This is a genomic window from Microbacterium sp. Marseille-Q6648 (genome assembly GCF_943181415.1).
In the GTDB taxonomy this organism is placed as follows: domain Bacteria; phylum Actinomycetota; class Actinomycetes; order Actinomycetales; family Microbacteriaceae; genus Microbacterium.
The window spans coordinates 19491-43551 of sequence record NZ_CALPBZ010000002.1 but is presented as its reverse complement, the minus strand read 5'-3'; the positions used below and the strand labels follow the sequence as shown (position 1 = coordinate 43551).

The 24061-nt window shown below is 68.2% G+C and carries 35 protein-coding genes; 33 read left to right on the top strand and 2 right to left on the bottom strand.

The features are described 5' to 3' along the window. Nucleotides 1-76 precede the first annotated feature (76 nt). A complete protein-coding gene (locus tag NFR93_RS07930; protein ID WP_251451688.1) occupies nt 77-1918 on the top strand; it encodes a DUF4012 domain-containing protein in 1842 nt (613 codons plus the stop codon). A 237-nt stretch (nt 1919-2155) separates the two neighbouring features. Then, nucleotides 2156-3268 (top strand): glycosyltransferase, encoded by a 1113-nt coding sequence (locus NFR93_RS07925; RefSeq protein WP_251451685.1) that lies wholly within the window; start codon nt 2156-2158, stop codon nt 3266-3268. Between the two features lie 150 nt (nt 3269-3418). Here NFR93_RS07925 and NFR93_RS07920 read toward each other — a convergent pair whose 3' ends face one another. Further along, nucleotides 3419-4963, bottom strand: coding sequence for a sugar transferase (locus tag NFR93_RS07920; protein ID WP_251451683.1), 1545 nt, complete (start codon nt 4961-4963; stop codon nt 3419-3421). Between the two features lie 232 nt (nt 4964-5195). On the opposite strand from NFR93_RS07920, the gene NFR93_RS07915 reads away from it, so the two are divergent. From NFR93_RS07915 to NFR93_RS07795, 25 genes are all read left to right on the top strand, one after another. Then, nucleotides 5196-5411 carry an Rv0909 family putative TA system antitoxin gene (locus tag NFR93_RS07915; protein ID WP_251451681.1) on the top strand — a complete coding sequence of 72 codons (216 nt, stop codon included), beginning with the start codon at nt 5196-5198 and terminating at the stop codon, nt 5409-5411. Nucleotides 5412-5851: 440 nt separating this feature from the next. Beyond that, entirely contained in the window at nt 5852-6160 is a 309-nt protein-coding gene (rpsJ, locus tag NFR93_RS07910) for a 30S ribosomal protein S10 (RefSeq protein WP_013584016.1), read from the top strand. An 8-nt stretch (nt 6161-6168) separates the two neighbouring features. Then, nucleotides 6169-6828, top strand: a complete 660-nt coding sequence (rplC, locus tag NFR93_RS07905) for a 50S ribosomal protein L3 (RefSeq protein WP_251451679.1) — start codon at nt 6169-6171, stop codon at nt 6826-6828. Nucleotides 6829-6832: 4 nt separating this feature from the next. Then, nucleotides 6833-7492, top strand: coding sequence for a 50S ribosomal protein L4 (rplD, locus tag NFR93_RS07900; RefSeq protein WP_251451676.1), 660 nt, complete (start codon nt 6833-6835; stop codon nt 7490-7492). After that, nucleotides 7489-7788: a 50S ribosomal protein L23 gene (rplW, locus tag NFR93_RS07895; protein WP_204978414.1), complete on the top strand. Its 300-nt coding sequence runs from the start codon at nt 7489-7491 to the stop codon at nt 7786-7788. The genes rplD and rplW overlap by 4 nt, the downstream gene beginning before the upstream one ends. A gap of 24 nt (nt 7789-7812) precedes the next feature. Further along, nucleotides 7813-8652, top strand: a complete 840-nt coding sequence (rplB, locus tag NFR93_RS07890; protein WP_251451674.1) for a 50S ribosomal protein L2 — start codon at nt 7813-7815, stop codon at nt 8650-8652. 12 nt (nt 8653-8664) lie between these two features. Continuing rightward, on the top strand, nt 8665-8946 hold the full coding sequence (gene rpsS / locus NFR93_RS07885; RefSeq protein WP_019181724.1) for a 30S ribosomal protein S19: 282 nt from the start codon (nt 8665-8667) through the stop codon (nt 8944-8946). A gap of 25 nt (nt 8947-8971) precedes the next feature. After that, nucleotides 8972-9370 (top strand): 50S ribosomal protein L22, encoded by a 399-nt coding sequence (gene rplV / locus NFR93_RS07880; RefSeq protein ID WP_251451672.1) that lies wholly within the window; start codon nt 8972-8974, stop codon nt 9368-9370. Beyond that, entirely contained in the window at nt 9370-10128 is a 759-nt protein-coding gene (gene rpsC, locus NFR93_RS07875) for a 30S ribosomal protein S3 (protein ID WP_251451664.1), read from the top strand. The genes rplV and rpsC overlap by 1 nt, the downstream gene beginning before the upstream one ends. Beyond that, nucleotides 10128-10547, top strand: a complete 420-nt coding sequence (gene rplP / locus NFR93_RS07870; RefSeq protein ID WP_194582657.1) for a 50S ribosomal protein L16 — start codon at nt 10128-10130, stop codon at nt 10545-10547. Before rpsC ends, rplP begins: the two co-directional genes overlap by 1 nt. Further along, nucleotides 10547-10861, top strand: coding sequence for a 50S ribosomal protein L29 (rpmC, locus tag NFR93_RS07865; protein WP_285814558.1), 315 nt, complete (start codon nt 10547-10549; stop codon nt 10859-10861). The genes rplP and rpmC overlap by 1 nt, the downstream gene beginning before the upstream one ends. Then, nucleotides 10861-11199: a 30S ribosomal protein S17 gene (gene rpsQ, locus NFR93_RS07860; protein WP_251451662.1), complete on the top strand. Its 339-nt coding sequence runs from the start codon at nt 10861-10863 to the stop codon at nt 11197-11199. Before rpmC ends, rpsQ begins: the two co-directional genes overlap by 1 nt. Before the next feature lie 33 nt (nt 11200-11232). Further along, on the top strand, nt 11233-11601 hold the full coding sequence (gene rplN / locus NFR93_RS07855; protein WP_251451660.1) for a 50S ribosomal protein L14: 369 nt from the start codon (nt 11233-11235) through the stop codon (nt 11599-11601). Nucleotides 11602-11603: 2 nt separating this feature from the next. Next, nucleotides 11604-11963: a 50S ribosomal protein L24 gene (gene rplX / locus NFR93_RS07850; protein WP_251451658.1), complete on the top strand. Its 360-nt coding sequence runs from the start codon at nt 11604-11606 to the stop codon at nt 11961-11963. Between the two features lies 1 nt (nt 11964). Further along, nucleotides 11965-12555, top strand: a complete 591-nt coding sequence (rplE, locus tag NFR93_RS07845; protein ID WP_251451657.1) for a 50S ribosomal protein L5 — start codon at nt 11965-11967, stop codon at nt 12553-12555. A gap of 114 nt (nt 12556-12669) precedes the next feature. Next, entirely contained in the window at nt 12670-13068 is a 399-nt protein-coding gene (gene rpsH / locus NFR93_RS07840; RefSeq protein ID WP_251451655.1) for a 30S ribosomal protein S8, read from the top strand. Between the two features lie 6 nt (nt 13069-13074). After that, on the top strand, nt 13075-13611 hold the full coding sequence (gene rplF, locus NFR93_RS07835; protein WP_251451653.1) for a 50S ribosomal protein L6: 537 nt from the start codon (nt 13075-13077) through the stop codon (nt 13609-13611). Nucleotides 13612-13613: 2 nt separating this feature from the next. Next, nucleotides 13614-13973, top strand: a complete 360-nt coding sequence (gene rplR / locus NFR93_RS07830) for a 50S ribosomal protein L18 (protein ID WP_251451651.1) — start codon at nt 13614-13616, stop codon at nt 13971-13973. Then, complete coding sequence (rpsE, locus tag NFR93_RS07825) at nt 13970-14650, top strand: 30S ribosomal protein S5 (protein ID WP_285814557.1); 681 nt, start codon at nt 13970-13972, stop codon at nt 14648-14650. The genes rplR and rpsE overlap by 4 nt, the downstream gene beginning before the upstream one ends. After that, nucleotides 14650-14835, top strand: a complete 186-nt coding sequence (gene rpmD / locus NFR93_RS07820; protein WP_023954062.1) for a 50S ribosomal protein L30 — start codon at nt 14650-14652, stop codon at nt 14833-14835. The genes rpsE and rpmD overlap by 1 nt, the downstream gene beginning before the upstream one ends. Beyond that, complete coding sequence (gene rplO / locus NFR93_RS07815; protein ID WP_251451649.1) at nt 14835-15449, top strand: 50S ribosomal protein L15; 615 nt, start codon at nt 14835-14837, stop codon at nt 15447-15449. The genes rpmD and rplO overlap by 1 nt, the downstream gene beginning before the upstream one ends. A gap of 97 nt (nt 15450-15546) precedes the next feature. After that, entirely contained in the window at nt 15547-16869 is a 1323-nt protein-coding gene (gene secY, locus NFR93_RS07810) for a preprotein translocase subunit SecY (protein ID WP_251451648.1), read from the top strand. Further along, the gene (locus NFR93_RS07805) at nt 16866-17477 is read left to right on the top strand and encodes an adenylate kinase (RefSeq protein ID WP_251451646.1); all 612 of its coding nucleotides are present in this window, start codon (nt 16866-16868) and stop codon (nt 17475-17477) included. The genes secY and NFR93_RS07805 overlap by 4 nt, the downstream gene beginning before the upstream one ends. A 3-nt stretch (nt 17478-17480) precedes the next feature. Beyond that, complete coding sequence (map, locus tag NFR93_RS07800) at nt 17481-18317, top strand: type I methionyl aminopeptidase (RefSeq protein ID WP_285814556.1); 837 nt, start codon at nt 17481-17483, stop codon at nt 18315-18317. A gap of 31 nt (nt 18318-18348) precedes the next feature. Next, entirely contained in the window at nt 18349-19032 is a 684-nt protein-coding gene (locus NFR93_RS07795) for a DsbA family protein (RefSeq protein ID WP_251451644.1), read from the top strand. A 5-nt stretch (nt 19033-19037) separates the two neighbouring features. On the opposite strand, the gene NFR93_RS07790 is transcribed toward NFR93_RS07795, so the two are convergent. Next, entirely contained in the window at nt 19038-20606 is a 1569-nt protein-coding gene (locus NFR93_RS07790; protein WP_251451642.1) for a DUF2142 domain-containing protein, read from the bottom strand. Nucleotides 20607-20829: 223 nt separating this feature from the next. Between NFR93_RS07790 and infA the strand changes: the two genes are divergently transcribed. The 6 genes from infA (at nt 20830) to rplQ (ending at nt 24040) form a co-directional block, all read left to right on the top strand. Next, nucleotides 20830-21051, top strand: a complete 222-nt coding sequence (gene infA / locus NFR93_RS07785) for a translation initiation factor IF-1 (protein WP_005050493.1) — start codon at nt 20830-20832, stop codon at nt 21049-21051. Between the two features lie 62 nt (nt 21052-21113). Next, nucleotides 21114-21230: a 50S ribosomal protein L36 gene (gene rpmJ, locus NFR93_RS07780; RefSeq protein ID WP_005050492.1), complete on the top strand. Its 117-nt coding sequence runs from the start codon at nt 21114-21116 to the stop codon at nt 21228-21230. A gap of 225 nt (nt 21231-21455) precedes the next feature. Beyond that, nucleotides 21456-21830, top strand: a complete 375-nt coding sequence (gene rpsM / locus NFR93_RS07775; RefSeq protein WP_251451640.1) for a 30S ribosomal protein S13 — start codon at nt 21456-21458, stop codon at nt 21828-21830. Between the two features lie 32 nt (nt 21831-21862). Further along, complete coding sequence (gene rpsK / locus NFR93_RS07770) at nt 21863-22261, top strand: 30S ribosomal protein S11 (RefSeq protein ID WP_251451638.1); 399 nt, start codon at nt 21863-21865, stop codon at nt 22259-22261. Between the two features lie 149 nt (nt 22262-22410). Next, nucleotides 22411-23400, top strand: coding sequence for a DNA-directed RNA polymerase subunit alpha (locus NFR93_RS07765; protein WP_251451636.1), 990 nt, complete (start codon nt 22411-22413; stop codon nt 23398-23400). A 49-nt stretch (nt 23401-23449) separates the two neighbouring features. Beyond that, nucleotides 23450-24040: a 50S ribosomal protein L17 gene (gene rplQ, locus NFR93_RS07760; RefSeq protein ID WP_251451634.1), complete on the top strand. Its 591-nt coding sequence runs from the start codon at nt 23450-23452 to the stop codon at nt 24038-24040. The last annotated feature ends 21 nt before the right edge of the window (nt 24041-24061 follow it).

Genomic DNA, 24061 nt, shown 5'->3' with positions numbered 1-24061 from the left:
CGTACCCGCAGGCGGGACCAGGCCAGGTCGGTGCGATTCACGGCGAATCCGGGGTGCGCGTCAGTAGGATGCGAGCGTGCCCGACACCCTCGACGATCTCATGGCGCGCGATGACGCCCCCGCGCGGCCGCGACGCCGTCGGTGGCCATGGGGGCTCGGGATCCTGGCCGTGCTCATCGCCGTCCTGGCCGGCCTCGCGATCGCGGGGGTGGCCCTGGCAGGTCAGGCGCTGGAGGTCCGGGACGACCTCGAGGCGGCACAGTCCGAGCTGAGCAGCGTTCCCGCCCTCGTGCGCGAGGGCGACACCGATCAGTTCGACGCCGCGGCGGCGAGCGTTCTGGCGCACACGACGCGCGCGGACGAGACCGTGCAGGGCCCGCTGTGGGAGATCGCCACGTGGATCCCCGGCGTCGGGCCCAACATCGGCGCCGTGCGCGAGGCGACCGCGGCCACGCACATCCTCGTGCGCGACGCGCTGCCGGCCAGCTTCGAAGTGCTCGGCGCCGTCGACATCGACAAGATCCGGTTCGCGGGGGGCGGGTTCAATCTCGATCCCTTCCGCACGGCGCTGGGGGTGCTGCCCGAGATCGATGCGGCGTTCGCCTCCGCACAGGAGCACGTCGACCGCATCGACCGCGACGCGCTGCTGCCGATCGTCGATGACGCCGTCGGTCAGGTCGTCGAGGTCATCGACGAGACGGCGCCCCTCGTCCACACCGCGACCGAGGTGCTGCCGACCGCGCTGCAGATCCTGGGCGACGACGAGCCGCGCACGTACTTCGTGATGTTCCAGAACAACGCCGAGATCCGGGCCACGGGCGGGAACCCGGCCGCATCCGTCCTGATCCGCGTCGACGCCGGCCGGGTGGCCCTCAGTGATCAGGCGAGCAGCACGACGTTCGCCACCCCGGACCTCACCGGTCGGCAGTTCGTCGATCTGCCCGCCGAGACCACCGCGCTCTACGACGACGAGTGGGCGCGGTATTCGCAGAACTACACCAAGACCCCGAGCTTCCCGACGTCAGCCCGTCTCTTCCAGGGCATCCTGGCCGAGACCGGCCGAGAGATCGACGGCGTGCTGTCGTTGGACCCGGTCGCGCTGTCGCACATGCTGGCGGTCGCGGGTCCCGTGGACGTGGACGGCTACCAGATCACCTCGGACAACGTCGTGCAGGTGCTCCTCGAGGAGACCTACCTGCGCTTCCCCGGCGACCAGGCCCCCGCCGACGCCTTCTTCGCCGCGGCGTCCGCCTCGGTGTTCGACAAGCTCGTGCGCGGGCGATGGGACCCTCTCGAGATGATCGAGGCTCTGCGCACGTCGGTCGACGAGCAGCGCGTCTACGCGTGGTTCCCCCGCGAAGAGGAAGAGGCGGTCGCCGCCGAGCTGGGCATCGACGGACGGCTCGCCGCCGACAACGAGAGCACCACCGAGGTCGGCATCTTCCTGAACGACTCCGCGGTCGGCAAGCTCGAGTACTACCTCCGCTCGGAGGTGGATGTGCGGTGCGACGTCGAGGCGCGCACGGTCACCACCACGGTGTCGGTCACCAACACCCTCGACCGGGACGACCTGACCTTCCACATGCTGGCCCGCCGATCGCCGACGTACGGGGGATCGAAGACCACGATGATGCTCGACGTGCTGTACGTGGCCCCTCCCGGAGCGACGGTCGATCGTGTCGAGGTCCCGGGCGGTGCGGTGGACGCGCTCGCGCGAACCGGCATCGAAGGCGGTCGCCAGGCCGAGAGCGTGACCGTGCTGGTGGACCGCGGGCAGACCCGCACGGTCTCGTACACGAGCCGACTCCCCGAGCAGGACCTCGGCGCGGTCTCGGTGCGGCACACGCCCACCGTCACCGACACGCCGGTGTCGATCGCCGATTCCTGCGCCGACGTCGTGGGCACCTTCACCGGCTGATCACCCGGAAGCGGGGGATCTCACTACACCACGGAATCCGGCACCCGCAATGCCGGATTCGCTCTAGGCAGCGGTGGCCCCGCATGGCTAGGATGAAGTCGCCTGCACTGGGCGCGAGCGGACCGACCCGATGGTCCCTCGTGGCAGGCAACTGGGAACAACTGCCTCTGGGGGGCCGATGTCCGTTATTTGTGCACCACAAAATCCGCCATGCGCGCACCGAGACGAGGTGCACGCATGAGCGGGATGATCGTCCACGAGTGGCTCGAAGCCAGCGGTGGATCCGAGAACGTCTTCGAGACTCTCGTCGACACGTTCCCGGACGCCGATCGCTTCTGCCTGTGGAATGACAGCGCAGGACGCTTCACCGGCGTCACCGAGAGCTCACTGGCGCGCACGCCGCTGCGGCACAGCAAGGCGATGGCGCTGCCGCTGATGCCGGCGGTCTGGCGGAATCTGCCTGAGAGCGACGCGGACTGGGTGCTCGCGAGCAGTCACGTCTTCGCGCACCACGCCAAGTTCGCCGGCAAGGCGGCCACAGCGCCCAAGCTCGTCTACGCGCACACTCCCGCGCGCTACGTGTGGGTGCCCGAGCTCGACAAGCGCGGCGACAACGCCGTGGCCCGGGCGGTCTCGGGTGTGCTCAAGATGCTCGACCGCTCGCGCGCCGCGGAGGCCACGGCGATCGCCGCCAACAGCCACTACATCGCCGAGCGCATCGCCGACAAGTGGGGCCGCGAGGCCGAGGTCATCCACCCGCCGGTGCGGGTGGCCGACTTCTCGACGGCGGCGCTCGTCCACACGGTCGCCGAGCAGCGCATCCTGAAGGCGCTGCCTACCGAGTTCCTCCTCGGCGTCTCGCGCTTCGTGCCCTACAAGCGACTCGAAGCCGTCATCGACGCCGGGGCCGCCTCGGGGATGCCGGTGGTGCTGGCCGGGGCCGGACCCGAAGAGCGCCGGCTGCGCGCCTATGCCGCAGAGTCGGGCATCTCGGTGACGCTGCTGCGCCACCCGTCGTTCGCGCTGCTGCGGGCCCTGTACCGTCGCGCGTCCGCCCTGGTGTTCGCACCGGTCGAGGACTTCGGCATCGTGCCGGTCGAGGCCATGGCCTCGGGCACGCCCGTCGTCGCCAATGCGGTCGGCGGGGCATCCGAGTCCGTCATCGACGGCCGCACGGGGGCGCACGTGTACACGTGGCACCCCGACGAGCTCGCCGATGCGGTCAGCCGTGCCGTCGAGGCACGCCCTGAGGACTGCATCGCCCGGGCGACCGACTTCGACACCTCGGTGTTCACGTCGAAGATCCGGTCGTGGGTCGAGGTTCACGCCGGCGTCCACGCCTTCGCCTGAGCCCCTTGATCGTCGCGGCCCGGCCTGCCCCCCGGCCGGGTCGCGATGTCCGTAAGAGGAAACGGCCCGGACATCGTCCGGGCCGTTTCTGCGTGCCGACCTCCGCACGCGAGGATCGCCGCCTGCTCGAGCGGCCGCCGGCGGCGTGGTTCAGGCTGCGGTGAGGCCGGGAGCCAGCGCGGCACGCGCGGTCTTGAACAGGATCACCACGTCGCCGATGAGCGACCAGTTCTCCACGTACGACAGGTCCAGGCGCACGGTCTCGTCCCACGACAGGCTCGAGCGCCCGCTCACCTGCCAGAGTCCGGTGATGCCCGGCTTAACCATGAAGCGGCGGTGCACGTGGTCGGCGTACTGCCGCACCTCGCGGGGGAGCGACGGGCGCGGACCGACGACGGACATCGACCCGTCGAGCACGTTGAACAGCTGCGGGAGCTCGTCCAGGCTGTACCGCCGCAGGAACCGCCCGATGGTCGTGACCCGGGGATCGTCGAGCATCTTGAACAGGACTTCGTTGCCGGCATCCTGACGCAGCTCGAGCCCGGTGAGCCGCTCTTCGGCGTCGCACACCATCGTGCGGAACTTCAGCATCCGGAACTCCTCGCCGTCGAGCCCGACGCGAGTCTGCGGGAACAGCGCGGGGCCGCCGGTGCGGGTGCGGATGATCACGGCGATGACCGCCATCAGGGGCGCCAGCACGATGACCCCGATCCCGGCCAGGACGATGTCCATCGTGCGCTTGGCGATGCGCTGTCCCTTGCTGTAGCGCGGTGTCTCCACGTGGATGAGCGGGAGACCGGCGACGGGTCGTGTCTGGATGCGCGGGCCCACCACGTCGACGATGCTCGGCGCGAGCACGAGGTGCTGGCGCCCGGCTTCGAGCTCCCACGCGATGCGCTTGACGCTCGACGGCGGCAGCTCGTCCGTACTGGTCACCGCGACGGTGTCGGCGGATGCCGCGGCCATCGCCCGGGAGACGTACGCGACGTCGCCCAGAACCGGGATGCCGGTGCCGTCGATCTCGTCCCCGGCGCGCCCGCCGGGGACGCACGCGCCCACGACGTGGTAGCCGGCGCTGGGCGCGCGCGACAGGGCGGCGCCGATCTGGGCGATCGACCGCTCCGAGCCCACGAGCACGACGCGCGCGCTGAACTCGCCGCGCGCGCGGCGGCGGACGAGCCACTGCCGCCACAGCCAGCGTTCCAGCAGCAGCATCGCGACGCCGAGCGGCAGGCTGATGAGCAGGTACCCGCGGGCGACGTCGACGCGCAGGAGGAAGGCGAGGATGGCGATCATCCCGAACAGCCGGAGGCTGGCCGACATCATGCGCACGTACTCGCTGGACCCGGTGCCGATGGCGCGGTCGCTGCGCGAGTCCGCCAGGCTCAGCGCCCACATCCACAGCGCCACGAGTCCCAGCGAGAAGATCCAGTACGACACCGCGCTCAGGCGCGAGTCCTCGCGGATGGAGACCTGCGCATTGCCCAGGCCGAACCACGCGATGTGCGTGCCGAAGACCACGGCCAGCAGCACGATCAGATCGCTCACCCACAGCCGCAGCGAGTAGCGCGCGCGCCAGTCGGCGGCCGATGTCGCCGCGGTGGCGGTGGTGAGAGCGCGCAGCTGCCCCAGGCCGTACCGGTCGGGCTCCGGATCGGGCGGCATCCTCGCCGCGCCGATGACATTCGACGCCACAATTCCCCTCTCGGCCGCTCGCGGCGAGGCGGGTGAACCCGCGGTCCGCATCCCCAGTAGCGGAGGCCCGAGCGACGTCTGCCATTGTGCCACCGATCCGGTCGTATTCCCAGGGGTGGACCGGATGCCGCGACGGCGCGCGCCGGCATCCGCTCTGCTCTTCCGTGCGAACCGCCCGCCACGCCAGAATGAAGCGCGGTGCGCACGCACCCGCGGATCGGAAGGGGATCACATGGGGATCGACGACCTCGTCAATCAGGGCAAGGACTTCCTCGAGAAGAACAAGGATCAGATCGAGCAGACGCTGAAGTCGGATCAGGCCGAGGATGTCAGCGACAAGGCGCTCGACGCCGCTGCGGAGTTCGTGAAGAAGATCGCGCCGGACTCCGTCGACACACACGTGGACGGCGTGCGCGACAACATCGACAAGGCCATCGGAAACGAGTAGACACGGCCCGCAGAACGGCTCCGGACGCGAAGACCGGGGCCGTTCTGCTGTGAACCCGCCGTATACCTCCGCGCGCGACACGCCCGGGTTTGCGACACGCCCGACCGGCACGTAGACTAGACCAGTTCCACATTCCGACGCGCCTTTCGGCGTGCTCAGGATCACTGCCAGGGCAGTGCATAGGCGGCGCGATACGCGCAGGGTCCTAGGCCGCGGGCAGCAGAACGAAACATCCGACAACCCACCTGGAGACAGGTCCGCACGTGCGCGTGCGGAGCGGGCGGCCGGAGCCGGGGGAGCCCTCCGGTTTGACAGCAGAACAGCGGTGCAGCAGCACCAGCTTCGGCTGGTGGAAGTGCCATGGCGCAACAGCGTCATCGTGCGTCCGATGCCCCCGGGGAACCCGGGAGGTAAGACGCGAGAAAGAGAGTGAGCAGACAATGGCGGGACAGAAGATCCGCATTCGCCTGAAGTCGTACGACCACGCCGGCCTCGATTCGTCGGCGCGGAAGATCGTCGACACCGTGACCCGTGCAGGCGCGACCGTCGTGGGCCCCGTGCCCCTTCCGACCGAGAAGAACGTCGTGTGCGTCATCCGGTCGCCCCACAAGTACAAGGACAGCCGCGAGCACTTCGAGATGCGCACCCACAAGCGTCTGATCGACATCATCGATCCGACGCCCAAGGCCGTCGACTCGCTGATGCGCCTTGACCTGCCGGCCGACGTCAACATCGAGATCAAGCTCTGAGGTTCGACATGGCTGACATCAACTCCAAGATTTCCAAGGGCCTGCTGGGCACCAAGCTCGGCATGACCCAGGTCTGGGACGAAAGCGGAAAGCTCGTCCCCGTCACCGTCATCGAGGTCGCTCCGAACGTGGTCACCCAGGTTCGCACGCCCGAGAAGGACGGCTACAAGGCCGTGCAGATCGCCTACGGCCAGATCGACCCCCGCAAGGTCAACAAGCCGCAGTCGGCTCACTTCGAGGCCGCCGGTGTGACCCCGCGTCGCCACCTCACCGAGATCCGCACCGCGGACGCTGCTGACTACTCACTCGGTCAGGAGCTCACGGTGGACGGCACGTTCGAGGCCGGCCAGCGGGTCGACGTCGTCGGCACCAGCAAGGGCAAGGGCACCGCGGGTGTCATGAAGCGCCACAACTTCAAGGGTGTTTCCGCCTCGCACGGTGCGCACCGCAACCACCGCAAGCCCGGCTCGATCGGCGCGTCGTCGACCCCGAGCCGCGTCTTCAAGGGCATGCGCATGGCCGGCCGTATGGGTGGCGAGCGCGTGACCGTCCTCAACCTCACGGTGCACGCCGTCGACGCCGAGAAGGGTCTGCTGCTCGTCAAGGGCGCCGTCCCCGGCGCGCGCGGCCGCATCGTCTACGTCCGCAACGCAGTGAAGGGTGCCTGATCCGATGGCTGACTCGACTCTCGCGCTCGACGTCCTGAAGGCCGACGGCAAGAAGGCCGGCTCTGTCGAGCTGCCCGCCGCGCTCTTCGACGTCAAGACGAACATCCCGCTGATCCACCAGGTCGTCGTCGCGCAGCGCGCGGCGGCTCGCCAGGGCACCCACTCGACCAAGCGTCGCGGTGAGGTCTCGGGCGCCGGCCGCAAGCCCTTCAAGCAGAAGGGCACGGGTAACGCCCGTCAGGGCTCGATCCGTGCGCCGCACATGACCGGCGGTGGCATCGTCCACGGTCCGAAGCCGCGCGACTACGCGCAGCGGACCCCCAAGAAGATGATCGCCGCGGCCCTTCTGGGCTCGCTGAGCGACCGCGCTCGTGGCGAGCGTCTCCACGTGGTGGAGTCGTTCGGCATCGACGGCGCCCCGGCGACCAAGGCGGCTGCTGCCGTCCTGGCCACGCTCGGCGCGACCAAGAACGTCCTGGTCGTCATCGACCGCGACGACGAGCTCAGCATCCTGAGCCTGCGCAACCTCGCGTACGTGCACGTGCTGACCTTCGACCAGCTGAACGCCTACGACGTGCTCGTCTCCGACGACATCGTCTTCACCAAGGCCGCTTACGACGCGTTCGTGTCGTCCAAGTCGGCCACCGAGGAGGTCTCGGCATGACCGCCGTGAACAAGGACCCGCGCGACATCATCCTGAAGCCGGTCGTTTCGGAGAAGAGCTACGGGCTCATCGACGAGGGCAAGTACACGTTCCTCGTGGATCCCCGCGCCTCCAAGACCGAGATCAAGCTCGCCATCGAGAAGATCTTCGGCGTCAAGGTCGCAGCGGTCAACACGATCAACCGGGTCGGCAAGGCCCGCCGCACCCGCTTCGGCACGGGCAAGCGCAAGGACACCAAGCGCGCCATCGTGACCCTGAAGTCGGGCACCATCGACATCTTCACGGCAGTCGGCTGACGGTCGGGATAGAGGACTAGAGATATGGCTATTCGCAAGTACAAGCCCACGACCCCGGGTCGCCGCGGCTCGTCGGTGGCCGACTTCGCCGAGATCACCCGATCGACGCCTGAGAAGTCGCTCCTGCGCCCGCTGTCCAAGACCGGCGGTCGCAACAACCAGGGTCGCATCACCACCCGTCACATCGGTGGTGGACACAAGCGTCAGTACCGCGTCATCGACTTCCGTCGCAACGACAAGGACGGCATCGACGCCAAGGTCGCCCACATCGAGTACGACCCCAACCGCACCGCGCGCATCGCGCTGCTGCACTACGTCGACGGCGAGAAGCGCTACATCCTCGCCCCGAACAAGCTGTCGCAGGGTGACGTCGTGGAGTCGGGTGCCGGCGCCGACATCAAGCCGGGCAACAACCTGCCGCTGCGCAACATCCCCACCGGTACCGTGATCCACGCGATCGAGCTCCGCCCCGGCGGCGGCGCGAAGCTGGCTCGCTCGGCGGGTGTGTCGGTTCGCCTCGTGGCGAAGGACGGCCCCTACGCCCAGCTGCGTCTGCCCTCGGGCGAGATCCGCAACGTCGATGCGCGCTGCCGCGCGACCATCGGCGAGGTCGGCAACGCCGAGCAGTCGAACATCAACTGGGGCAAGGCCGGCCGCAAGCGCTGGAAGGGCGTCCGCCCGACCGTCCGTGGTGTCGCGATGAACCCCGTCGACCACCCGCACGGTGGTGGTGAGGGCAAGACCTCCGGTGGTCGTCACCCCGTTTCGCCGTGGGGCCAGGCCGAAGGCCGCACCCGCCACGCGAACAAGGAAAGCGACAAGTACATCGTCCGCCGTCGCACCGCCGGCAAGAAGCGCAAGTAGGAGCAGAGGAAGATGCCACGCAGTCTCAAGAAGGGCCCCTTCGTCGACGAACACCTGCTTCGCAAGGTCGTCGTCCAGAACGAAGCGGGATCCAAGAACGTCATCAAGACCTGGTCGCGTCGCTCGATGATCGTGCCGGCCATGCTGGGCCACACGATCGCCGTGCATGACGGTCGCAAGCACATCCCCGTGTTCGTGACCGAGACCATGGTCGGCCACAAGCTGGGCGAGTTCGCGCCCACCCGCACCTTCCGCGGCCACGTGAAGGACGACAAGAAGGGCCGTCGCCGCTGACGCGGGGACGCAAGAGGAGAGAGAAATGGTGGAGTCCATCGCACGCGTGCGACACATCCGCGTGACCCCTCAGAAGGCTCGTCGTGTCGTCGCGCTCATCAAGGGCAAGCAGGCCGAGGAGGCCCTGGCCATCCTCAAGTTCGCACCGCAGGGCGCGAGCGAGCCGATCTACAAGCTCGTCGCCTCGGCGATCGCGAACGCTCGCGTGAAGGCCGATCAGGACGGCGAGTACCTGGCCGAGCAGGACCTGTACGTGAAGAACGCGTACGTCGACGAGGGCACGACGCTCAAGCGTTTCCAGCCCCGCGCGCAGGGTCGTGCTTTCCAGATCAAGAAGCGCACCAGCCACATCACCGTCGTGCTGTCGACCCCCGAGGTCGCCGAGACGGCGCCGGCTGCCAAGACCAAGAAGGCGAGCAAGTAATGGGACAGAAAGTCAACCCGTACGGCTTCCGCCTCGGCATCACCACGGACCACGTGTCGCGCTGGTTCTCGGACTCGACCAAGCCCGGACAGCGATACGCCGACTACGTGGCCGAGGACATCAAGATCCGTCGTCTGCTGACCACGTCGCTCGACCGCGCCGGTGTCAGCAACATCGAGATCGAGCGCACGCGTGACCGCGTCCGCGTCGACATCCACACCGCCCGCCCGGGCATCGTGATCGGTCGCCGCGGCGCCGAGGCCGAGCGCATCCGCGCCGACCTCGAGAAGCTCACCGGCAAGCAGATCCAGCTGAACATCCTCGAGGTCAAGAACCCCGAGGCCGACGCTCAGCTCGTCGCGCAGGGCATCGCCGAGCAGCTCTCCGCACGTGTGGCCTTCCGCCGCGCGATGCGCAAGGGCCTGCAGGGCGCCCAGCGCGCCGGCGCCAAGGGCGTCCGCGTCCAGGTGTCGGGCCGCCTCGGCGGCGCCGAGATGAGCCGGTCGGAGTTCTACCGCGAGGGTCGTGTGCCGCTGCACACGCTGCGCGCGAACATCGACTACGGCTTCTACGAGGCCAAGACCACCTTCGGCCGCATCGGCGTGAAGGTCTGGATCTACAAGGGCGATCTCACCAACAAGGAGCTCGCCCGCGAGCAGGCCAACGCGCCGAAGTCCCGCGGTCGTGACGACCGCGGTGGCGACCGTCGTCGTGGCCCCCGCAACGAGGCCCCCGTGGCAGAAGGAGCGTCGGCCTGATGCTTATCCCCCGCAAGGTCAAGTACCGCAAGCAGCACCACCCGGGTCGCTCGGGCCAGGCCACCGGTGGCACCAAGGTGTCGTTCGGCGAGTTCGGCATCCAGGCCATCACCCCCGCGTACGTGACGAACCGTCAGATCGAGTCCGCTCGTATCGCGATGACGCGTCACATCAAGCGCGGTGGAAAGGTGTGGATCAACATCTACCCCGACCGACCGCTCACCAAGAAGCCGGCCGAGACCCGCATGGGTTCCGGTAAGGGCTCGCCCGAGTGGTGGGTCGCCAACGTCAAGCCGGGTCGCGTCCTCTTCGAGGTCGCGGGCGTCAACGAGGAACTCGCTCGTGAGGCCCTGACCCGTGCCATCCACAAGCTGCCGCTGAAGGCACGCATCATCAAGCGCGAGGAGGGCGACGCGTAATGGCGATCGGCACCAAGACGCTCGCACCCAGCGAGCTCGACACGTTCGAAGACCAGCGCCTCGTCGAGGAGCTGCGCAAGGCCAAGGAAGAGCTGTTCAACCTGCGCTTCCAGTCGGCCACCGGCCAGCTCGAGAGCCACGGCCGCATCCGCGCCGTCAAGCGCGACATCGCGCGGCTCTACACCGTCATCCGGGAGCGCGAGCTCGGCATCCGTGCCACGCCCGCGCCCGTCGAGACGGCGACGAAGGCCAAGAAGACGAAGGCCAAGAAGGCGGATGCCGCCGACGAGGCCGTGAAGGAAGAGACTGAGTGATGGCTACTGCGAAGAAGGCTGACGCTCCCGTCAAGGAGCAGGTCGCCGGCCACGAGTCGGCCGAGCACGACGTCCGCGACGTCGACGCCCGCGGTTACCGCAAGGCTCGGCGTGGATACGTCGTCAGCGACAAGATGGACAAGACGATCGTCGTCGAGGTCGAGGACCGCGTGAAGCACCCCCTCTACGGCAAGGTCATCCGTCGCACGTCGAAGGTCAAGGCGCACGACGAGGGCAACTCGGCCGGCATCGGCGACCTCGTCCTCATCAACGAGACCCGCCCGCTGAGCGCCACCAAGCGCTGGCGCCTGGTCGAGATCCTCGAGAAGGCCAAGTAAGCCTCGGCTTGCTTGGAACCCAAGGAGTAACAAGTGATTCAGAACGAATCCCGCCTCAAGGTCGCCGACAACACCGGTGCGAAGGAGCTGCTCACCATCCGTGTGCTCGGCGGCTCCAGCCGGCGTTACGCGGGCCTGGGTGACGTCATCGTCGCCACGGTCAAGGACGCGATCCCGGGCGGCAACGTCAAGAAGGGCGATGTGGTCAAGGCCGTCATCGTCCGCACCGTCAAGTCGACCCGTCGTCCCGACGGCTCGTACATCAAGTTCGACGAGAACGCCGCCGTGATCCTGAAGGGCGACGGGGAGCCTCGCGGCACCCGCATCTTCGGGCCGGTCGGTCGTGAGCTTCGCGACAAGAAGTTCATGAAGATCGTCTCGCTCGCACCGGAGGTCATCTGATCATGGCGAAGATCAAGAAGGGCGACCTGGTTCAGGTCATCTCGGGCGCCAAGCCCGAGCGCGGCGGCGACCGCGGCAAGCAGGGCAAGGTCCTCGAGGTCCTCACCGAGCAGAACCGCGTCATCGTCCAGGGCGTGAACTACGTCACCAAGCACAACCGCGTGGGCCAGACCCAGCGCGGCACCAAGACCGGCGGCATCGAGACCTTCGAGGCGCCGATCCACATCTCCAACGTCGCACTCGTCGACCCCTCGACCAAGAAGCCGACCCGCGTCGGCCACCGCGTCGAGGAGCAGACGAAGGACGGCGTGAAGCGCACCGTCCGCGTGCGTTTCGCGAAGAAGTCAGGCAAGGACCTCTGATATGAGCACCACCACTGCCGCGCCGGCTGGCAAGATCCAGCCGCGCCTGAAGCAGAAGTACCGCGCTGAGATCCAGCAGAAGCTGCAGGAGGAGTTCGGCTACGCGAACGTCATGCAGATTCCCGGTCTCGTCAAGGTCGTCGTCAACACCGGTGTCGGTGAGGCTGCTCGCGACAGCAAGGTGATCGATGGTGCGGTCGACGACCTCACCAAGATCACCGGGCAGAAGCCGGTCGTCACCAAGGCCCGCAAGTCGATCGCCCAGTTCAAGCTGCGCGAGGGCCAGGCCATCGGCGCCCACGTCACCCTGCGCGGCGACCGCGCGTGGGAGTTCGTGGACCGTCTGGTGAACCTCGCCCTGCCCCGTATCCGCGACTTCCGCGGCCTCTCGGGCGCGCAGTTCGACGGACACGGCAACTACACGTTCGGTCTGCAGGAGCAGTCGGTCTTCCACGAGATCGACCAGGACCGGATCGACCGCGTCCGCGGCTTCGACATCACCATCGTGACGTCGGCGTCGACGGACGCTGAAGGTCGCGCCCTGCTGCGCCACCTCGGCTTCCCGTTCCGCAACGAGGACGCTCAGGCGTAATCCCCGCTCGGCAACCCGGTTGCCGAGAAGGCCGCGACGCGGCCGAATCGAAACACACCACAGGTCGGCCGTCGTGTAACGGCGTACGAAACCTGGTGAACGAAGGAATCACTCATGACAATGACAGACCCGGTCGCAGACATGCTGACCCGTCTGCGCAACGCGAACTCGGCGCACCACGACTCCGTGTCGCTGCCGAGCTCCAAGCTCAAGACCAACATCGCCGACATCCTCAAGCAGGAGGGCTACATCTCGGACTGGACCGTCGCGGACGCCCGCGTCGGTCAGACCCTGACCCTCACGCTGAAGTACGGCCCGAACCGCGAGCGGTCGATCGCCGGCATCAAGCGCGTGTCGAAGCCCGGTCTGCGTGTCTACGCGAAGTCGACCGAGATCCCCACGGTCCTCGGCGGCCTCGGCGTCGCGATCCTGTCCACCTCCTCCGGTCTTCTCACCGACCGTCAGGCCGAGCAGAAGGGCGTGGGTGGGGAAGTCCTCGCCTACGTGTGGTGATCTGACATGTCCCGCATCGGACGTCTTCCCATCGACATCCCCTCCGGCGTGACCGTCGAGGTGGCCGGCCAGAACGTCGCCGTCAAGGGCCCGAAGGGCGAGCTCCAGCTCACCGTTGCCAAGCCCATCGCGGTCGAGGTCGAAGAGGGCCAGGTCGTCGTGTCCCGTGCCGACGACGAGCGCGAGTCGCGCTCGCTCCACGGCCTGACGCGCACGCTCATCAACAACAACATCATCGGTGTCACCCAGGGCTACACCAAGGGCCTCGAGGTCGTCGGCACGGGATACCGCGTCGCGCAGAAGGGCAGCTCGGTCGAGTTCGCCCTCGGCTTCTCGCACCCCGTCCTGGTCGAGCCCCCCGCGGGCATCACCTTCACGGTCGAGGGCAACAACAAGCTCACCGTGAGCGGCATCGACAAGCAGGCCGTCGGCGAGGCGGCCGCCAACATCCGCAAGATCCGCAAGCCCGAGCCGTACAAGGGCAAGGGTGTGCGGTACGCCGGCGAGGTCGTTCGGCGCAAGGCCGGAAAGAGTGGTAAGTAACCATGGCTGTCAAGACCAAGACTCAGGCGCGTACGCGCCGTCACGCCCGCCTTCGCAAGAAGGTCGTCGGCACCGAGCTGCGTCCGCGCCTCGTCGTGACCCGCTCGGCCCGTCACGTCTTCGTCCAGGTGGTCGACGACGCGAAGGGTCACACCGTGGCCTCGGCCTCCACCCTCGAGGCGGACCTGCGTTCGTTCGACGGTGACAAGACCGCCAAGGCGCGCAAGGTCGGCGAGCTCGTCGCCGAGCGCGCGAAGGCCGCCGGCATCGAGGATGTCGTTTTCGACCGCGGTGGCAACCGCTACGCGGGCCGGGTCGCGGCGATCGCCGACGGCGCCCGTGAAGGAGGTCTGAACCTGTGAGTGACAACAAGGAGAGCAACGTGACCGAGCAGGCTGCTGCCGAGGCTCCGGCCGAGGCGGCCACGGCGCCGGCCGAGCGAGAGCCGCGCCGCGGCGGGCGCGAGCGCAACCCCAACCGCGACCGCGGTGGGCGCGACCGCAACGAGAGCCAGTTCCTCGAGCGCGTCGTCACCATCAACCGCGTGTCGAAGGTCGTCAAGGGCGGTCGTCGCTTCAGCTTCACCGCGCTCGTCGTCGTCGGCGACGGCAACGGCGTCGTGGGCGTCGGCTACGGCAAAGCCCGTGAGGTCCCCCTCGCCATCTCCAAGGGTGTCGAAGAGGCCAAGCGGAACTTCTTCCGCGTGCCCCGCTCGGCGTCGACCATCCCGCACCCGGTGCAGGGCGAGGCCGCTGCCGGCGTCGTGCTGCTGCGTCCGGCTGCTGCCGGTACCGGTGTCATCGCCGGTGGCCCGGTCCGCGCCGTGCTCGAGTGCGCCGGAATCCACGACGTCCTGTCGAAGTCGCTCGGCTCGTCGAACACGATCAACATCGTGCACGCGACCGTCGCAGCGCTGAAGCAGCTCGAGGAGCCCCGTGCCGTCGCCGCTCGTCGCGGCCTCGAGTTCGATCAGGTGGCCCCGGCGCGCCTCGTGCGCGCAGAGGCCGAGGCTGCCGCTGCCGCGAAGGTTGGTGCATGATGGCCGCCCGTCTGAAGGTGACCCAGGTCAAGTCCAAGGTGAGCGAGAAGCAGAACCAGCGTGACACGCTGCGTTCGCTCGGTCTGAAGCGGATCGGCGACTCCGTCGTCCGTCCGGACGACGCGCAGACGCGCGGTTACGTCAAGACCGTCGCGCACCTCGTGAAGGTTGAGGAGATCGACTGATGGCTGAGAAGGCCGAGAAGGCGACCGAAGAGGTCGTCGAGAAGAAGGCTTCCGCCAAGAAGGCTGCCCCCAAGGCCGCCGCCGAGGCAGACGCCAAGCCCGCCGCCGAGAAGGCGCCGGCCAAGAAGGCCGCCGCCAAGAAGGCGGAGCCCAAGAAGGACGTCGCGGTTTCGCGCCCCGGCGTGCTCAAGGTCCACCACCTGCGCCCCGTCCCGGGTGCTCACACCGCCAAGACCCGTGTGGGTCGCGGTGAGGGCTCGAAGGGCAAGACCGCGGGCCGTGGCACCAAGGGCACCAAGGCCCGCTACCAGGTCAAGGTCGGCTTCGAGGGTGGGCAGATGCCGTTGCACATGCGCACCCCGAAGCTCCGCGGCTTCAAGAACCCGTTCCGCGTCGAGTACCAGGTCGTGAACCTGGAGAAGCTCGCCGAGCTCTACCCGCAGGGTGGGGACGTCACGGTGGGCGACCTCGTCGCCAAGGGCGCGGTCCGCAAGAACGAGAAGGTCAAGGTGCTCGGCACCGGCGACATCTCGGTGAAGCTCAACGTGACCGTCGACAAGGTCTCTGGCTCCGCAGAGCAGAAGATCGTCGCTGCCGGCGGTTCCGTCAAGTAGTGCACCAGAGGGGGTCGGAGCTTGCTCCGGCCCCCTCTGCGTTACCCTGGACGTCGGTGCGCCCTGTGCGCCCGGCATCCCCTCTGGAGGCATCCTCTTGTTCAGCGCCATCGCGCGGGTCTTCCGTACCCCCGACCTTCGTCGGAAGATCGCATTCACCCTGGCCATCATCACGCTCTACCGACTCGGCGCCCACGTCCCGGCGCCGTTCGTGGACTTCCCCAACGTGCAGTCCTGCCTCAGTGCGAGCGCGGGCACCGAGGGGCTGCTGTCGTTGGTCAACCTCTTCTCGGGCGGTGCACTGCTGCAGCTGTCCATCTTCGCGCTGGGCGTCATGCCCTACATCACCGCGACGATCATCGTCCAGCTGCTGCGCGTGGTCATCCCGCACTTCGAGACCCTCTACAAAGAGGGGCAGGCGGGCCAGGCCAAGCTGACCCAGTACACGCGTTACCTCACCATCGCGCTCGCGCTGCTTCAGTCCACGACGCTCGTCACGGTCGCCCGCAGCGGCCAGCTCTTCGGGATCACCGGCGTTCCCGAGTGCGAGCAGCTGCTGACCAACGACGTGTGGTGGGCCCAGCTGCTCATGATCATCACGATGACCGCCGGTACCGGCCTCATCATGTGGTTCGCCGAGCTCGTCACCGAGCGCGGCGTCGGCAACGGCATGTCGCTGCTGATCTTCGTCTCGATCGCCGCGGCGTTCCCCGGCTCGCTGTGGGCCATCTGGCAGTCCCGCGGCTTCGAGGTGTTCCTCCTCGTCCTGGCGGTGGGTGTGCTCGTGATCGCGCTCGTGGTCTTCGTCGAGCAGTCGCAGCGCCGCATCCCGGTGCAATACGCCAAGCGGATGGTCGGCCGCCGCACCTACGGCGGGACGAACACGTACATCCCCATCAAGGTCAACATGGCCGGTGTGGTGCCGGTCATCTTCGCCTCGTCGCTGCTGTACATCCCGGCGCTGATCGCGCAGTTCAACCAGCCGCAGGCCGGCGAGACCGTTCCGGCGTGGGTCGCGTGGATCCAGCAGTACCTCGTGACCGGCGACCACCCGCTGTACATGGCGCTGTACTTCCTGCTGATCGTCGGCTTCACGTACTTCTACGTCGCGATCACGTTCAACCCGGTCGACGTCGCCGACAACATGAAGAAGTACGGCGGCTTCATCCCCGGCATCCGCGCGGGTCGTCCGACCGCCGAGTACCTCGACTACGTCCTCACGCGCATCACCCTGCCGGGCTCCATCTACCTGGGCCTCATCGCCCTGCTGCCGCTCATCGCCCTGGCCACGGTCGGCGCGAATCAGAACTTCCCGTTCGGCGGCGCGTCGATCCTCATCATCGTCGGTGTGGGTCTCGAGACCGTGAAGCAGATCGACGCGCAGCTCCAGCAGCGCCACTACGAGGGACTTCTCCGATGACGCACCACCACACGCAGGCACGTCTTCTCATCGTCGGGCCCCAGGGCTCCGGCAAGGGCACGCAGGGCGTCCGGATCGCCGAGGCGTTCGGCATCCCCGCCATCTCGACCGGCGACGTCTTCCGCGCGGCCGTGGCCGCAGGCTCCGACCTCGGCCAGCAGGTGAAGGCCATCATCGAGGCGGGCGACCTGGTTCCCGACGAGCTGACCAGCGCCGTCGTGCGCGAGCGGCTTTCGCAGGGCGACGCCGCCGGGGGCTTCCTCCTCGACGGGTACCCGCGCAACCTCGGTCAGGTCCGCGACCTGGACGCGTTCCTCGAAGACCGCGGCGAAGCGCTGGACGCCGTCATCGAGCTCAGCGTCCCGCGGGACGAGAGCATCACCCGCCTCTCGCTGCGCGCGCAGGAGCAGGGCCGCACCGACGACACCGAAGAGATCATCGCGAACCGCCTGTCGATCTACGAGCGGGAGACCGCTCCGATCCTCGAGGTGTATCGCGAACGCGGCATCGTCGACGCCGTCGACGGCGTGGGATCGCTGGATGAGATCACCGCGCGCATCGTCGCCGCCCTCGAGGCGCGCGGATTCGTGCGCTCCGCCGCGGCCTGAGCCGTGCTCCGGCGCTCGATCTACAAGACCCCCGCGCAGCTGCGGGCGATGGTGGAACCCGGTCTCATCACCGCCGCCGCCCTCGACGCGGTCCGGGCGCTCGTCGCCCCGGGCGTGACGACGGCCGCGCTGGACGCCGCGGCATCCGAGGCGATCGTCTCGCGCGGGGCGCGGTCGAACTTCCAGCTGGTGCGCGGCTACCGGCACACCATCTGCGCCTCCGTGAACGAGCAGGTCGTCCACGGCATCCCCGGCGATCGGATGCTGGAGCCCGGCGACATCGTCTCGATCGACTGCGGAGCGGAGTACAAGGGCTGGAACGGCGACTCGGCCTTCACCGTCGTGGTGCCCGATCCTTCGCGGCCCGAGCTCGTCGCGCAGCGGGAGCGCCTGAGCGAGGTCACGCGAGGATCTCTGTGGGCGGGTATCGCGGCATTGGCCTCGGCGTCCCACCTCGGCCAGGTCGGCGCGGCCATCCAGGACTACATCGAGGCGAACGCACCCGAGGGCGGGTACGGGATCCTCCGCGATTACGTCGGCCACGGCATCGGGCGCAAGATGCACGAGTCCCCGTCGATCTTCAACTACCGCACCCCTGAGCCCGGCGCCGAGGTGCGACCGGGGCTCGCCGTCGCGATCGAGCCGATGGTCGTGGCAGGAGACCAGGCGACCTTCACCGAGGACGACGATTGGACCGTGTCGACCCTCGACGGGTCGTCCGGCTCACACTGGGAACATAGCGTCGCCGTGCACGATGGGGGCGTATGGGTGCTGACCGCACCCGACGGGGGAGCGGCCGAACTGGCGCGCTTCGGCGTGACGCCGCAGCCCATCGCGTGAGCGCACCCGCATTCGACACCGAGGAGAAGTGATGGCAGCGCAGGCGCGCAAAGTGAACTGGTTCGCGATCTGGGTGAGCGTCGGCCTCGTCGTCGCGCTCGCGCTCGTCGCGGTGCTGGTGGTCACGCTCAACAACGCCGCGAACGAGCCGGGCGAGGCCCCGCAGGCGTCGAACATCGAGGCCGAGACCGGCGCGATCCTCATCGGCGACGGCGAGAACCGCCTCGACACCTACATCGACTTCATGTGCCCGGTGTGCAACCAGTTCGAGCAGGCGTACGGCGAATCCATCCAGGGACTCGTCGACGACGGCACGGCCACGCTCGGCATCCACCCGATCTCGATCCTCGACCGCGCGTCGCAGGGCTCCGAGTACTCGACCCGCTCCGCCAACGCGATGTACTGCGTCGCCGTGGCCGACGCGGATGCCGCGCTGCCGTTCATGCAGACCATGTTCGCCAACCAGCCGGCTGAGGGGACGACGGGCCTCACCGATGAGCAGATCATCGAAGTGGCAGGATCGGTCGGCGTCACCGGCATCGACACGTGCGTCACCGAGGGCACCTATGCGGACTTCGTCGCGGAGATGACCGAGGAGACCCCGGTCCAGCCCGGCCAGGCCGGGATCGCCACCCCGACCATCGCGGTCAACGGCGAGGCGATCGCCAACTCCGACCTGCCCGAGCCGGCGGCGCTCGCCTCGCTCTTCGAGTAGGCGTCTCAGCCGCTCCGGGCGGTCGCCGCGCCGTCCCGTGCGATGTCATCGACGGTGCGAGACCGGCTGCCCGAGGGCGGGAGGCGCGACGCGGCGACGGTCCCCACGATGATCCCGCCGATCAGGAGCATCACTGCGAGCACGAGCACGATCCCGCCTGCCGGCCACGCCGCGACGACGTACGAGAGCGAAGCGTCTTCCCAGAAGTGCCGCACGCCGAAGACGGCCCCCGCCAGCACCGACAGCGCGGCGGCAGACGGTGCTGCCACGGCGATCCAGCGGGCCCGGGGGAGGCCCGCGGCGATCATCACGGCGACCGCGAGGACTGCGCCGTGCAGGTAGCGGCCCTGTGCGGCGCGGATGGTGCCGTTCCACAGCCAGTGGCGGGCGCTGCCGACGGCGAAGATGAGGACGGTGAGCAGGATGGCACCCACCAGCAGGACGATCACCGCGGGACGGTCGCGAAGCCTCCACGCGCCGTAGGCGGCGAGGGCGAGGGCGATGAGGCTCGCCGCGATGTGAAGGGCCGCAGGGCGTATCGGCGTCTCGAGCCAGCCGAGGTTCATCCACATCGATCCCGACAGGTCGCGGGCGAACACGCCGATCCAGGTCAGGAGCGGCTCCCACGCGAACACGATCACTTTCGGGGGTCCGGCGGTCGGCTGCAGCGACCCGTGGACCAGGAGCGCCCCGACGTACCAGACCAGACCGAGCGCGGCGACAGCCGCGCCTGCCAGCATGGGCGGCCAGATGCGAGCGCGGTCGGCCCGCCAGCGCCACAGGTAGACGAAGATCGCCAACGGCAGGAGCGCCAGGGCGTAGCCTTTCGTCCACAGCGCCGCGGCGAGCGCAAACCCCAGGGCAACGCCGGTGCGCACCGTCAGGTCACCGGTGACCACCCGAACCATCAACGCAAGCGCGAGCGTGCACGTCAGTGCCAGGAGGGCGCCGTTGCCCACGAGGACATTGATGTGTGCGAACTGTATCCACGCCGCCGGGATGAACGAGGCTGCGAGAATCGCTGCGGGCGGCAAGCGCAGCCGCCGGCACGTCGTGGCGATGAGCGCGGGGATCGGAAGGAGCATTGCGGCGGTAACCAGTCGAAGCGCCAGAATCGCCTGGGTCACGGGCACGTCAGCGAGCCCGAACGCGTGGATCGCGCCCGCCAGTGCGAGGTAATACAGGGGTGGGTGTTGGGTGATCTGGTTCGTCATGGCCGCGTCAGCGGTGGGGTTCTCGTCACGCAGATCGCGGAGTGTGGGCGCATCGTCGGGCAGGGCGCCGACCGGTCCCGCCGAGCTGAAGACCTCCGCGGCGCCGGGGAAGCCGAACCATGGGTAAGAGGCTCGCACGCTCGCCGGAAATGGCGCAGTGCCGGGCGGCGGATATGCGCCCGTCTCGAACAGATCGACGGCCACGGCCACGTGATTCGGCTCGTCGGGGCCGCGCATTCCCGGGGTGATCACCGCCCACGCCAAAAGCGCAGCAGCCAGCATCGCCGTTGCTGCGATCGTTCCCCATACGTGCGCTCCGCGGACGCCCCGGAGCGCGCTCATCCCCCATGCGCGCATCATCCTGCGGCAGACGCTAGCAGTCGACTTCAGGGGGGAACAGGGGGGGCTTGCCGAATCACGCAGCGGAGGGGATCGCGCGGCGGGCGGTGTCGAGACCGAGTTGCCGCGGCATCCGCTATCACGTACTATTGATCTTTGGTGCTTTGCGCCTGTCTCGGCGTGTCCGGGCACCACCACCCCATCCACCGCAGACCGACCGGTCTGCACAAGTGTTAGCGAGCGTATGGCGAAGAAAGACGGTGTCATCGAGATCGAGGGCGTCGTGTCCGAGGCTCTGCCCAACGCGATGTTCCGCGTTGAGCTGACCAACGGTCACAAGGTACTCGCCACGATCTCGGGAAAGATGCGGCAGAACTACATCCGCATCATCCCCGAGGACCGCGTGGTCGTGGAGCTCTCGCCCTACGACCTGACCCGCGGCCGCATCGTCTACCGCTACCGCTAGACCGGTCGAGAAGTAACGCCCCCGGCTCCGCGCGGGCGGCGAAGACAGCGAAACAGGAAATCATGAAGGTCAACCCCTCCGTCAAGCCCATCTGCGACCACTGCAAGGTCATCCGTCGTCACGGTCGCGTCATGGTCATCTGCAAGTCCAACCCGCGTCACAAGCAGCGCCAGGGTTGACATGAGACGTGTCGATGCGCCAGCCGCATCGACACGCGAACGTCAAGGCTGAGCAAGGCCGCCGCAGGCGACCGAGACGAAGCCGCACAGACCTACAACTGAACACACAAACGGCAGGATCAGACGTTTCGACGGGCTCAACGGCCCGACGAGACCGACACCTCGGGGCGGAGGCCCGGGCACCGATCCTGCTCCACACCTCCACGACACTCCTAGGAGAGCCGCATGGCACGTCTCGCCGGCGTCGACATCCCGCGCGACAAGCGCGTGGTCATCGCCCTGACCTACATCTACGGCATCGGCCGTACCCGCTCGAACGAGATCCTCACCGCGACGGAGATCGACGAGAACATCCGCGTCAAGGACCTGACCGACGAGCAGCTCGTCGCACTCCGTGACCACATCGAGGGCACCTACAAGGTGGAGGGTGACCTTCGCCGCGAGGTCGCCGCCGACATCCGCCGCAAGGTCGAGATCGGCTCGTACGAGGGCATCCGCCACCGCCGTGGCCTCCCCGTCCGCGGCCAGCGCACCAAGACCAACGCGCGCACCCGCAAGGGCCCGAAGCGCACCGTCGCCGGCAAGAAGAAGGCGCGCTAGTCCGGCGCCCCCTGGTTTAGGAGAGAACGAACATGGCACAGGCCAAGACCGCCGCGCGCAAGCCGCGCCGCAAGGAGAAGAAGAACATCGCCGTGGGCCAGGCCCACATCAAGTCGACGTTCAACAACACGATCGTCTCGATCACCGACCCCTCGGGCGCTGTCATCAGCTGGGCCTCGTCGGGTGGCGTGGGCTTCAAGGGCTCGCGCAAGTCGACCCCGTACGCCGCAGGCATGGCCGCGGAGTCCGCTGCCCGCCAGGCGCAGGAGCACGGCGTCAAGAAGGTCGACGTCTTCGTGAAGGGTCCGGGTTCGGGCCGCGAGACCGCGATCCGCTCGCTGACCGCCGCCGGTCTCGAGGTGGGCTCGATCCAGGACGTGACGCCGCAGGCCCACAACGGCTGCCGTCCGCCGAAGCGCCGCCGCGTCTGATCTCCCGTGCCGGGCGTCGGGGTCTCGCACCCCGACGCCCGGCCACCGCACGTTCACGGATGCCGGAGGACCGGCATCCCGGATCAAAACTCAACACCTCACCCACCGCACGTGTCATATAGCGGGCACGTGATCGAAAGGAACACATAGTGCTCATCGCACAGCGTCCCACTCTGACCGAGGAGAAGATCGGGGAGTTCCGCAGCCGCTTCATCATCGAGCCGCTCGAGCCCGGCTTCGGTTACACGATCGGCAACGCGCTGCGTCGCAGCCTCCTGTCGTCGATCCCCGGCGCAGCCGTCACCTCCATCCGCATCGACGGCGTCCTCCACGAGTTCAGCACCATCCCGGGTGTCAAAGAGGATGTCACCGAGATCATCCTCAACATCAAGCAGCTCGTCGTTTCGAGCGAGCGTGACGAGCCCATCACCGCGTACCTGCGCAAGACGGGCTCCGGCGAGGTCACCGCGGCGGACATCTCCGCCCCGGCCGGCGTCGAGGTGCACAACCCCGACCTGGTCATCGCGACCCTGAACGACACCGCCAAGTTCGAGCTCGAGCTCACCATCGAGCGCGGCCGCGGCTACGTGTCGGCGACCCAGAACCGCAACGAGTACGCCGAGGCCGGCCAGGTGCCGATCGACTCGATCTACTCGCCGGTGCTGAAGGTCAGCTACCGCGTGGACGCGACCCGTGCCGGTGAGCGCACCGACTTCGACAAGCTCGTCCTGGACGTCGAGACGAAGTCCTCGATCGCCCCGCGCGACGCCGTCGCTTCGGCCGGTCGCACCCTCACCGAGCTGTTCGGTCTCGCCCGCGAGCTGAACGTCGAGGCCGAGGGCATCGAGATCGGCCCCGCGCCGGTCGAGACCGTCCTGTCGAACGAGCTGTCGATGCCGATCGAGGACCTCGACCTGTCGGTCCGCTCCTACAACTGCCTCAAGCGCGAGGGCATCAACACGGTCTCCGAGCTGGTCGCCCTGTCGGAGACGCAGCTGATGAACATCCGCAACTTCGGTCAGAAGTCGGTCGACGAGGTGCGCGACAAGCTCGTCTCGCTCGGCCTGTCGCTGAAGGACTCGGTCCCCGGGTTCGACGGCGCGCACTTCTACGGCGGCTACGACGACGAGAACGTCTGAGCCGTCCGGCTCCCTCCCCGACCGACTTTTCCCACTGGAGTAATCGAGAATGCCCAAGCCCACGAAGGGTCCCCGCCTCGGAGGCGGTCCCGCACACGAGCGTCTGCTGCTGGCGAACCTGGCCGCCGCGCTGTTCACCCACAAGTCGATCAAGACGACCGAGACCAAGGCCAAGCGCCTGCGTCCGCTCGCCGAGCGCCTGATCACGTTCGCCAAGCGCGGCGACCTGCACGCGCGTCGTCGCGTGCTGTCGATCATCGGTGACAAGGAAGTCGTGCACGTCCTGTTCGCCGAGATCGCGCCGCTGGTCGCCGACCGTGAGGGCGGCTACACCCGCATCACCAAGGTCGGCAACCGCAAGGGCGACAACGCGCCCATGGCCGTCATCGAGCTCGTCCTCGAGCCCGTGACCCCGAAGGCGAAGTCGTCGTCGTCGAAGAAGGCTGCTCCGGCTGCCGCTGCTCCGGCTGAGGATGCTGCTCCGGCTGAGGATGCTGCTGCCGACGAGGCCGCTTCGGCTGACGCGGACGGGACCGCCGCGGACGAGTCGGCAACCGAAGCCGGCGCCGAGTCGCCGGAAGAGGGCGCTGCCGCCGAGGCCGCTGCCGAGGACGCCGTCGAGGACAAGAAGTCCGAGTGACCCTGCGGGCTCTCTGAGCCC

What these genes read in the sequence shown, in the direction of transcription:
- NFR93_RS07925 (WP_251451685.1), top strand. Translation starts at nt 2,156, where the DNA reads ATGAGCGGGATGATCGTCCACGAGTGGCTCGAAGCCAGCGGTGGATCC.
- rpsS (WP_019181724.1), top strand. Translation starts at nt 8,665, where the DNA reads ATGCCACGCAGTCTCAAGAAGGGCCCCTTCGTCGACGAACACCTGCTT.
- rplF (WP_251451653.1), top strand. Translation starts at nt 13,075, where the DNA reads ATGTCCCGCATCGGACGTCTTCCCATCGACATCCCCTCCGGCGTGACC.
- rpmC (WP_285814558.1), top strand. Translation starts at nt 10,547, where the DNA reads ATGGCGATCGGCACCAAGACGCTCGCACCCAGCGAGCTCGACACGTTC.
- rpsK (WP_251451638.1), top strand. Translation starts at nt 21,863, where the DNA reads ATGGCACAGGCCAAGACCGCCGCGCGCAAGCCGCGCCGCAAGGAGAAG.
- rpsQ (WP_251451662.1), top strand. Translation starts at nt 10,861, where the DNA reads ATGGCTACTGCGAAGAAGGCTGACGCTCCCGTCAAGGAGCAGGTCGCC.
- rplD (WP_251451676.1), top strand. Translation starts at nt 6,833, where the DNA reads ATGGCTGACTCGACTCTCGCGCTCGACGTCCTGAAGGCCGACGGCAAG.
- NFR93_RS07805 (WP_251451646.1), top strand. Translation starts at nt 16,866, where the DNA reads ATGACGCACCACCACACGCAGGCACGTCTTCTCATCGTCGGGCCCCAG.
- rplO (WP_251451649.1), top strand. Translation starts at nt 14,835, where the DNA reads ATGGCTGAGAAGGCCGAGAAGGCGACCGAAGAGGTCGTCGAGAAGAAG.
- NFR93_RS07915 (WP_251451681.1), top strand. Translation starts at nt 5,196, where the DNA reads ATGGGGATCGACGACCTCGTCAATCAGGGCAAGGACTTCCTCGAGAAG.
- NFR93_RS07790 (WP_251451642.1), bottom strand. Translation starts at nt 20,606, where the DNA reads ATGATGCGCGCATGGGGGATGAGCGCGCTCCGGGGCGTCCGCGGAGCG.
- rpmJ (WP_005050492.1), top strand. Translation starts at nt 21,114, where the DNA reads ATGAAGGTCAACCCCTCCGTCAAGCCCATCTGCGACCACTGCAAGGTC.
- rpsH (WP_251451655.1), top strand. Translation starts at nt 12,670, where the DNA reads ATGACAATGACAGACCCGGTCGCAGACATGCTGACCCGTCTGCGCAAC.
- rplE (WP_251451657.1), top strand. Translation starts at nt 11,965, where the DNA reads ATGAGCACCACCACTGCCGCGCCGGCTGGCAAGATCCAGCCGCGCCTG.
- rplV (WP_251451672.1), top strand. Translation starts at nt 8,972, where the DNA reads ATGGTGGAGTCCATCGCACGCGTGCGACACATCCGCGTGACCCCTCAG.
- infA (WP_005050493.1), top strand. Translation starts at nt 20,830, where the DNA reads ATGGCGAAGAAAGACGGTGTCATCGAGATCGAGGGCGTCGTGTCCGAG.
- rplC (WP_251451679.1), top strand. Translation starts at nt 6,169, where the DNA reads ATGGCTGACATCAACTCCAAGATTTCCAAGGGCCTGCTGGGCACCAAG.
- rpsJ (WP_013584016.1), top strand. Translation starts at nt 5,852, where the DNA reads ATGGCGGGACAGAAGATCCGCATTCGCCTGAAGTCGTACGACCACGCC.
- rplX (WP_251451658.1), top strand. Translation starts at nt 11,604, where the DNA reads ATGGCGAAGATCAAGAAGGGCGACCTGGTTCAGGTCATCTCGGGCGCC.
- rplB (WP_251451674.1), top strand. Translation starts at nt 7,813, where the DNA reads ATGGCTATTCGCAAGTACAAGCCCACGACCCCGGGTCGCCGCGGCTCG.
- rpsM (WP_251451640.1), top strand. Translation starts at nt 21,456, where the DNA reads ATGGCACGTCTCGCCGGCGTCGACATCCCGCGCGACAAGCGCGTGGTC.
- rpmD (WP_023954062.1), top strand. Translation starts at nt 14,650, where the DNA reads ATGGCCGCCCGTCTGAAGGTGACCCAGGTCAAGTCCAAGGTGAGCGAG.
- rpsC (WP_251451664.1), top strand. Translation starts at nt 9,370, where the DNA reads ATGGGACAGAAAGTCAACCCGTACGGCTTCCGCCTCGGCATCACCACG.
- rplQ (WP_251451634.1), top strand. Translation starts at nt 23,450, where the DNA reads ATGCCCAAGCCCACGAAGGGTCCCCGCCTCGGAGGCGGTCCCGCACAC.
- rplR (WP_251451651.1), top strand. Translation starts at nt 13,614, where the DNA reads ATGGCTGTCAAGACCAAGACTCAGGCGCGTACGCGCCGTCACGCCCGC.
- rplP (WP_194582657.1), top strand. Translation starts at nt 10,128, where the DNA reads ATGCTTATCCCCCGCAAGGTCAAGTACCGCAAGCAGCACCACCCGGGT.
- NFR93_RS07795 (WP_251451644.1), top strand. Translation starts at nt 18,349, where the DNA reads ATGGCAGCGCAGGCGCGCAAAGTGAACTGGTTCGCGATCTGGGTGAGC.
- rplW (WP_204978414.1), top strand. Translation starts at nt 7,489, where the DNA reads ATGACCGCCGTGAACAAGGACCCGCGCGACATCATCCTGAAGCCGGTC.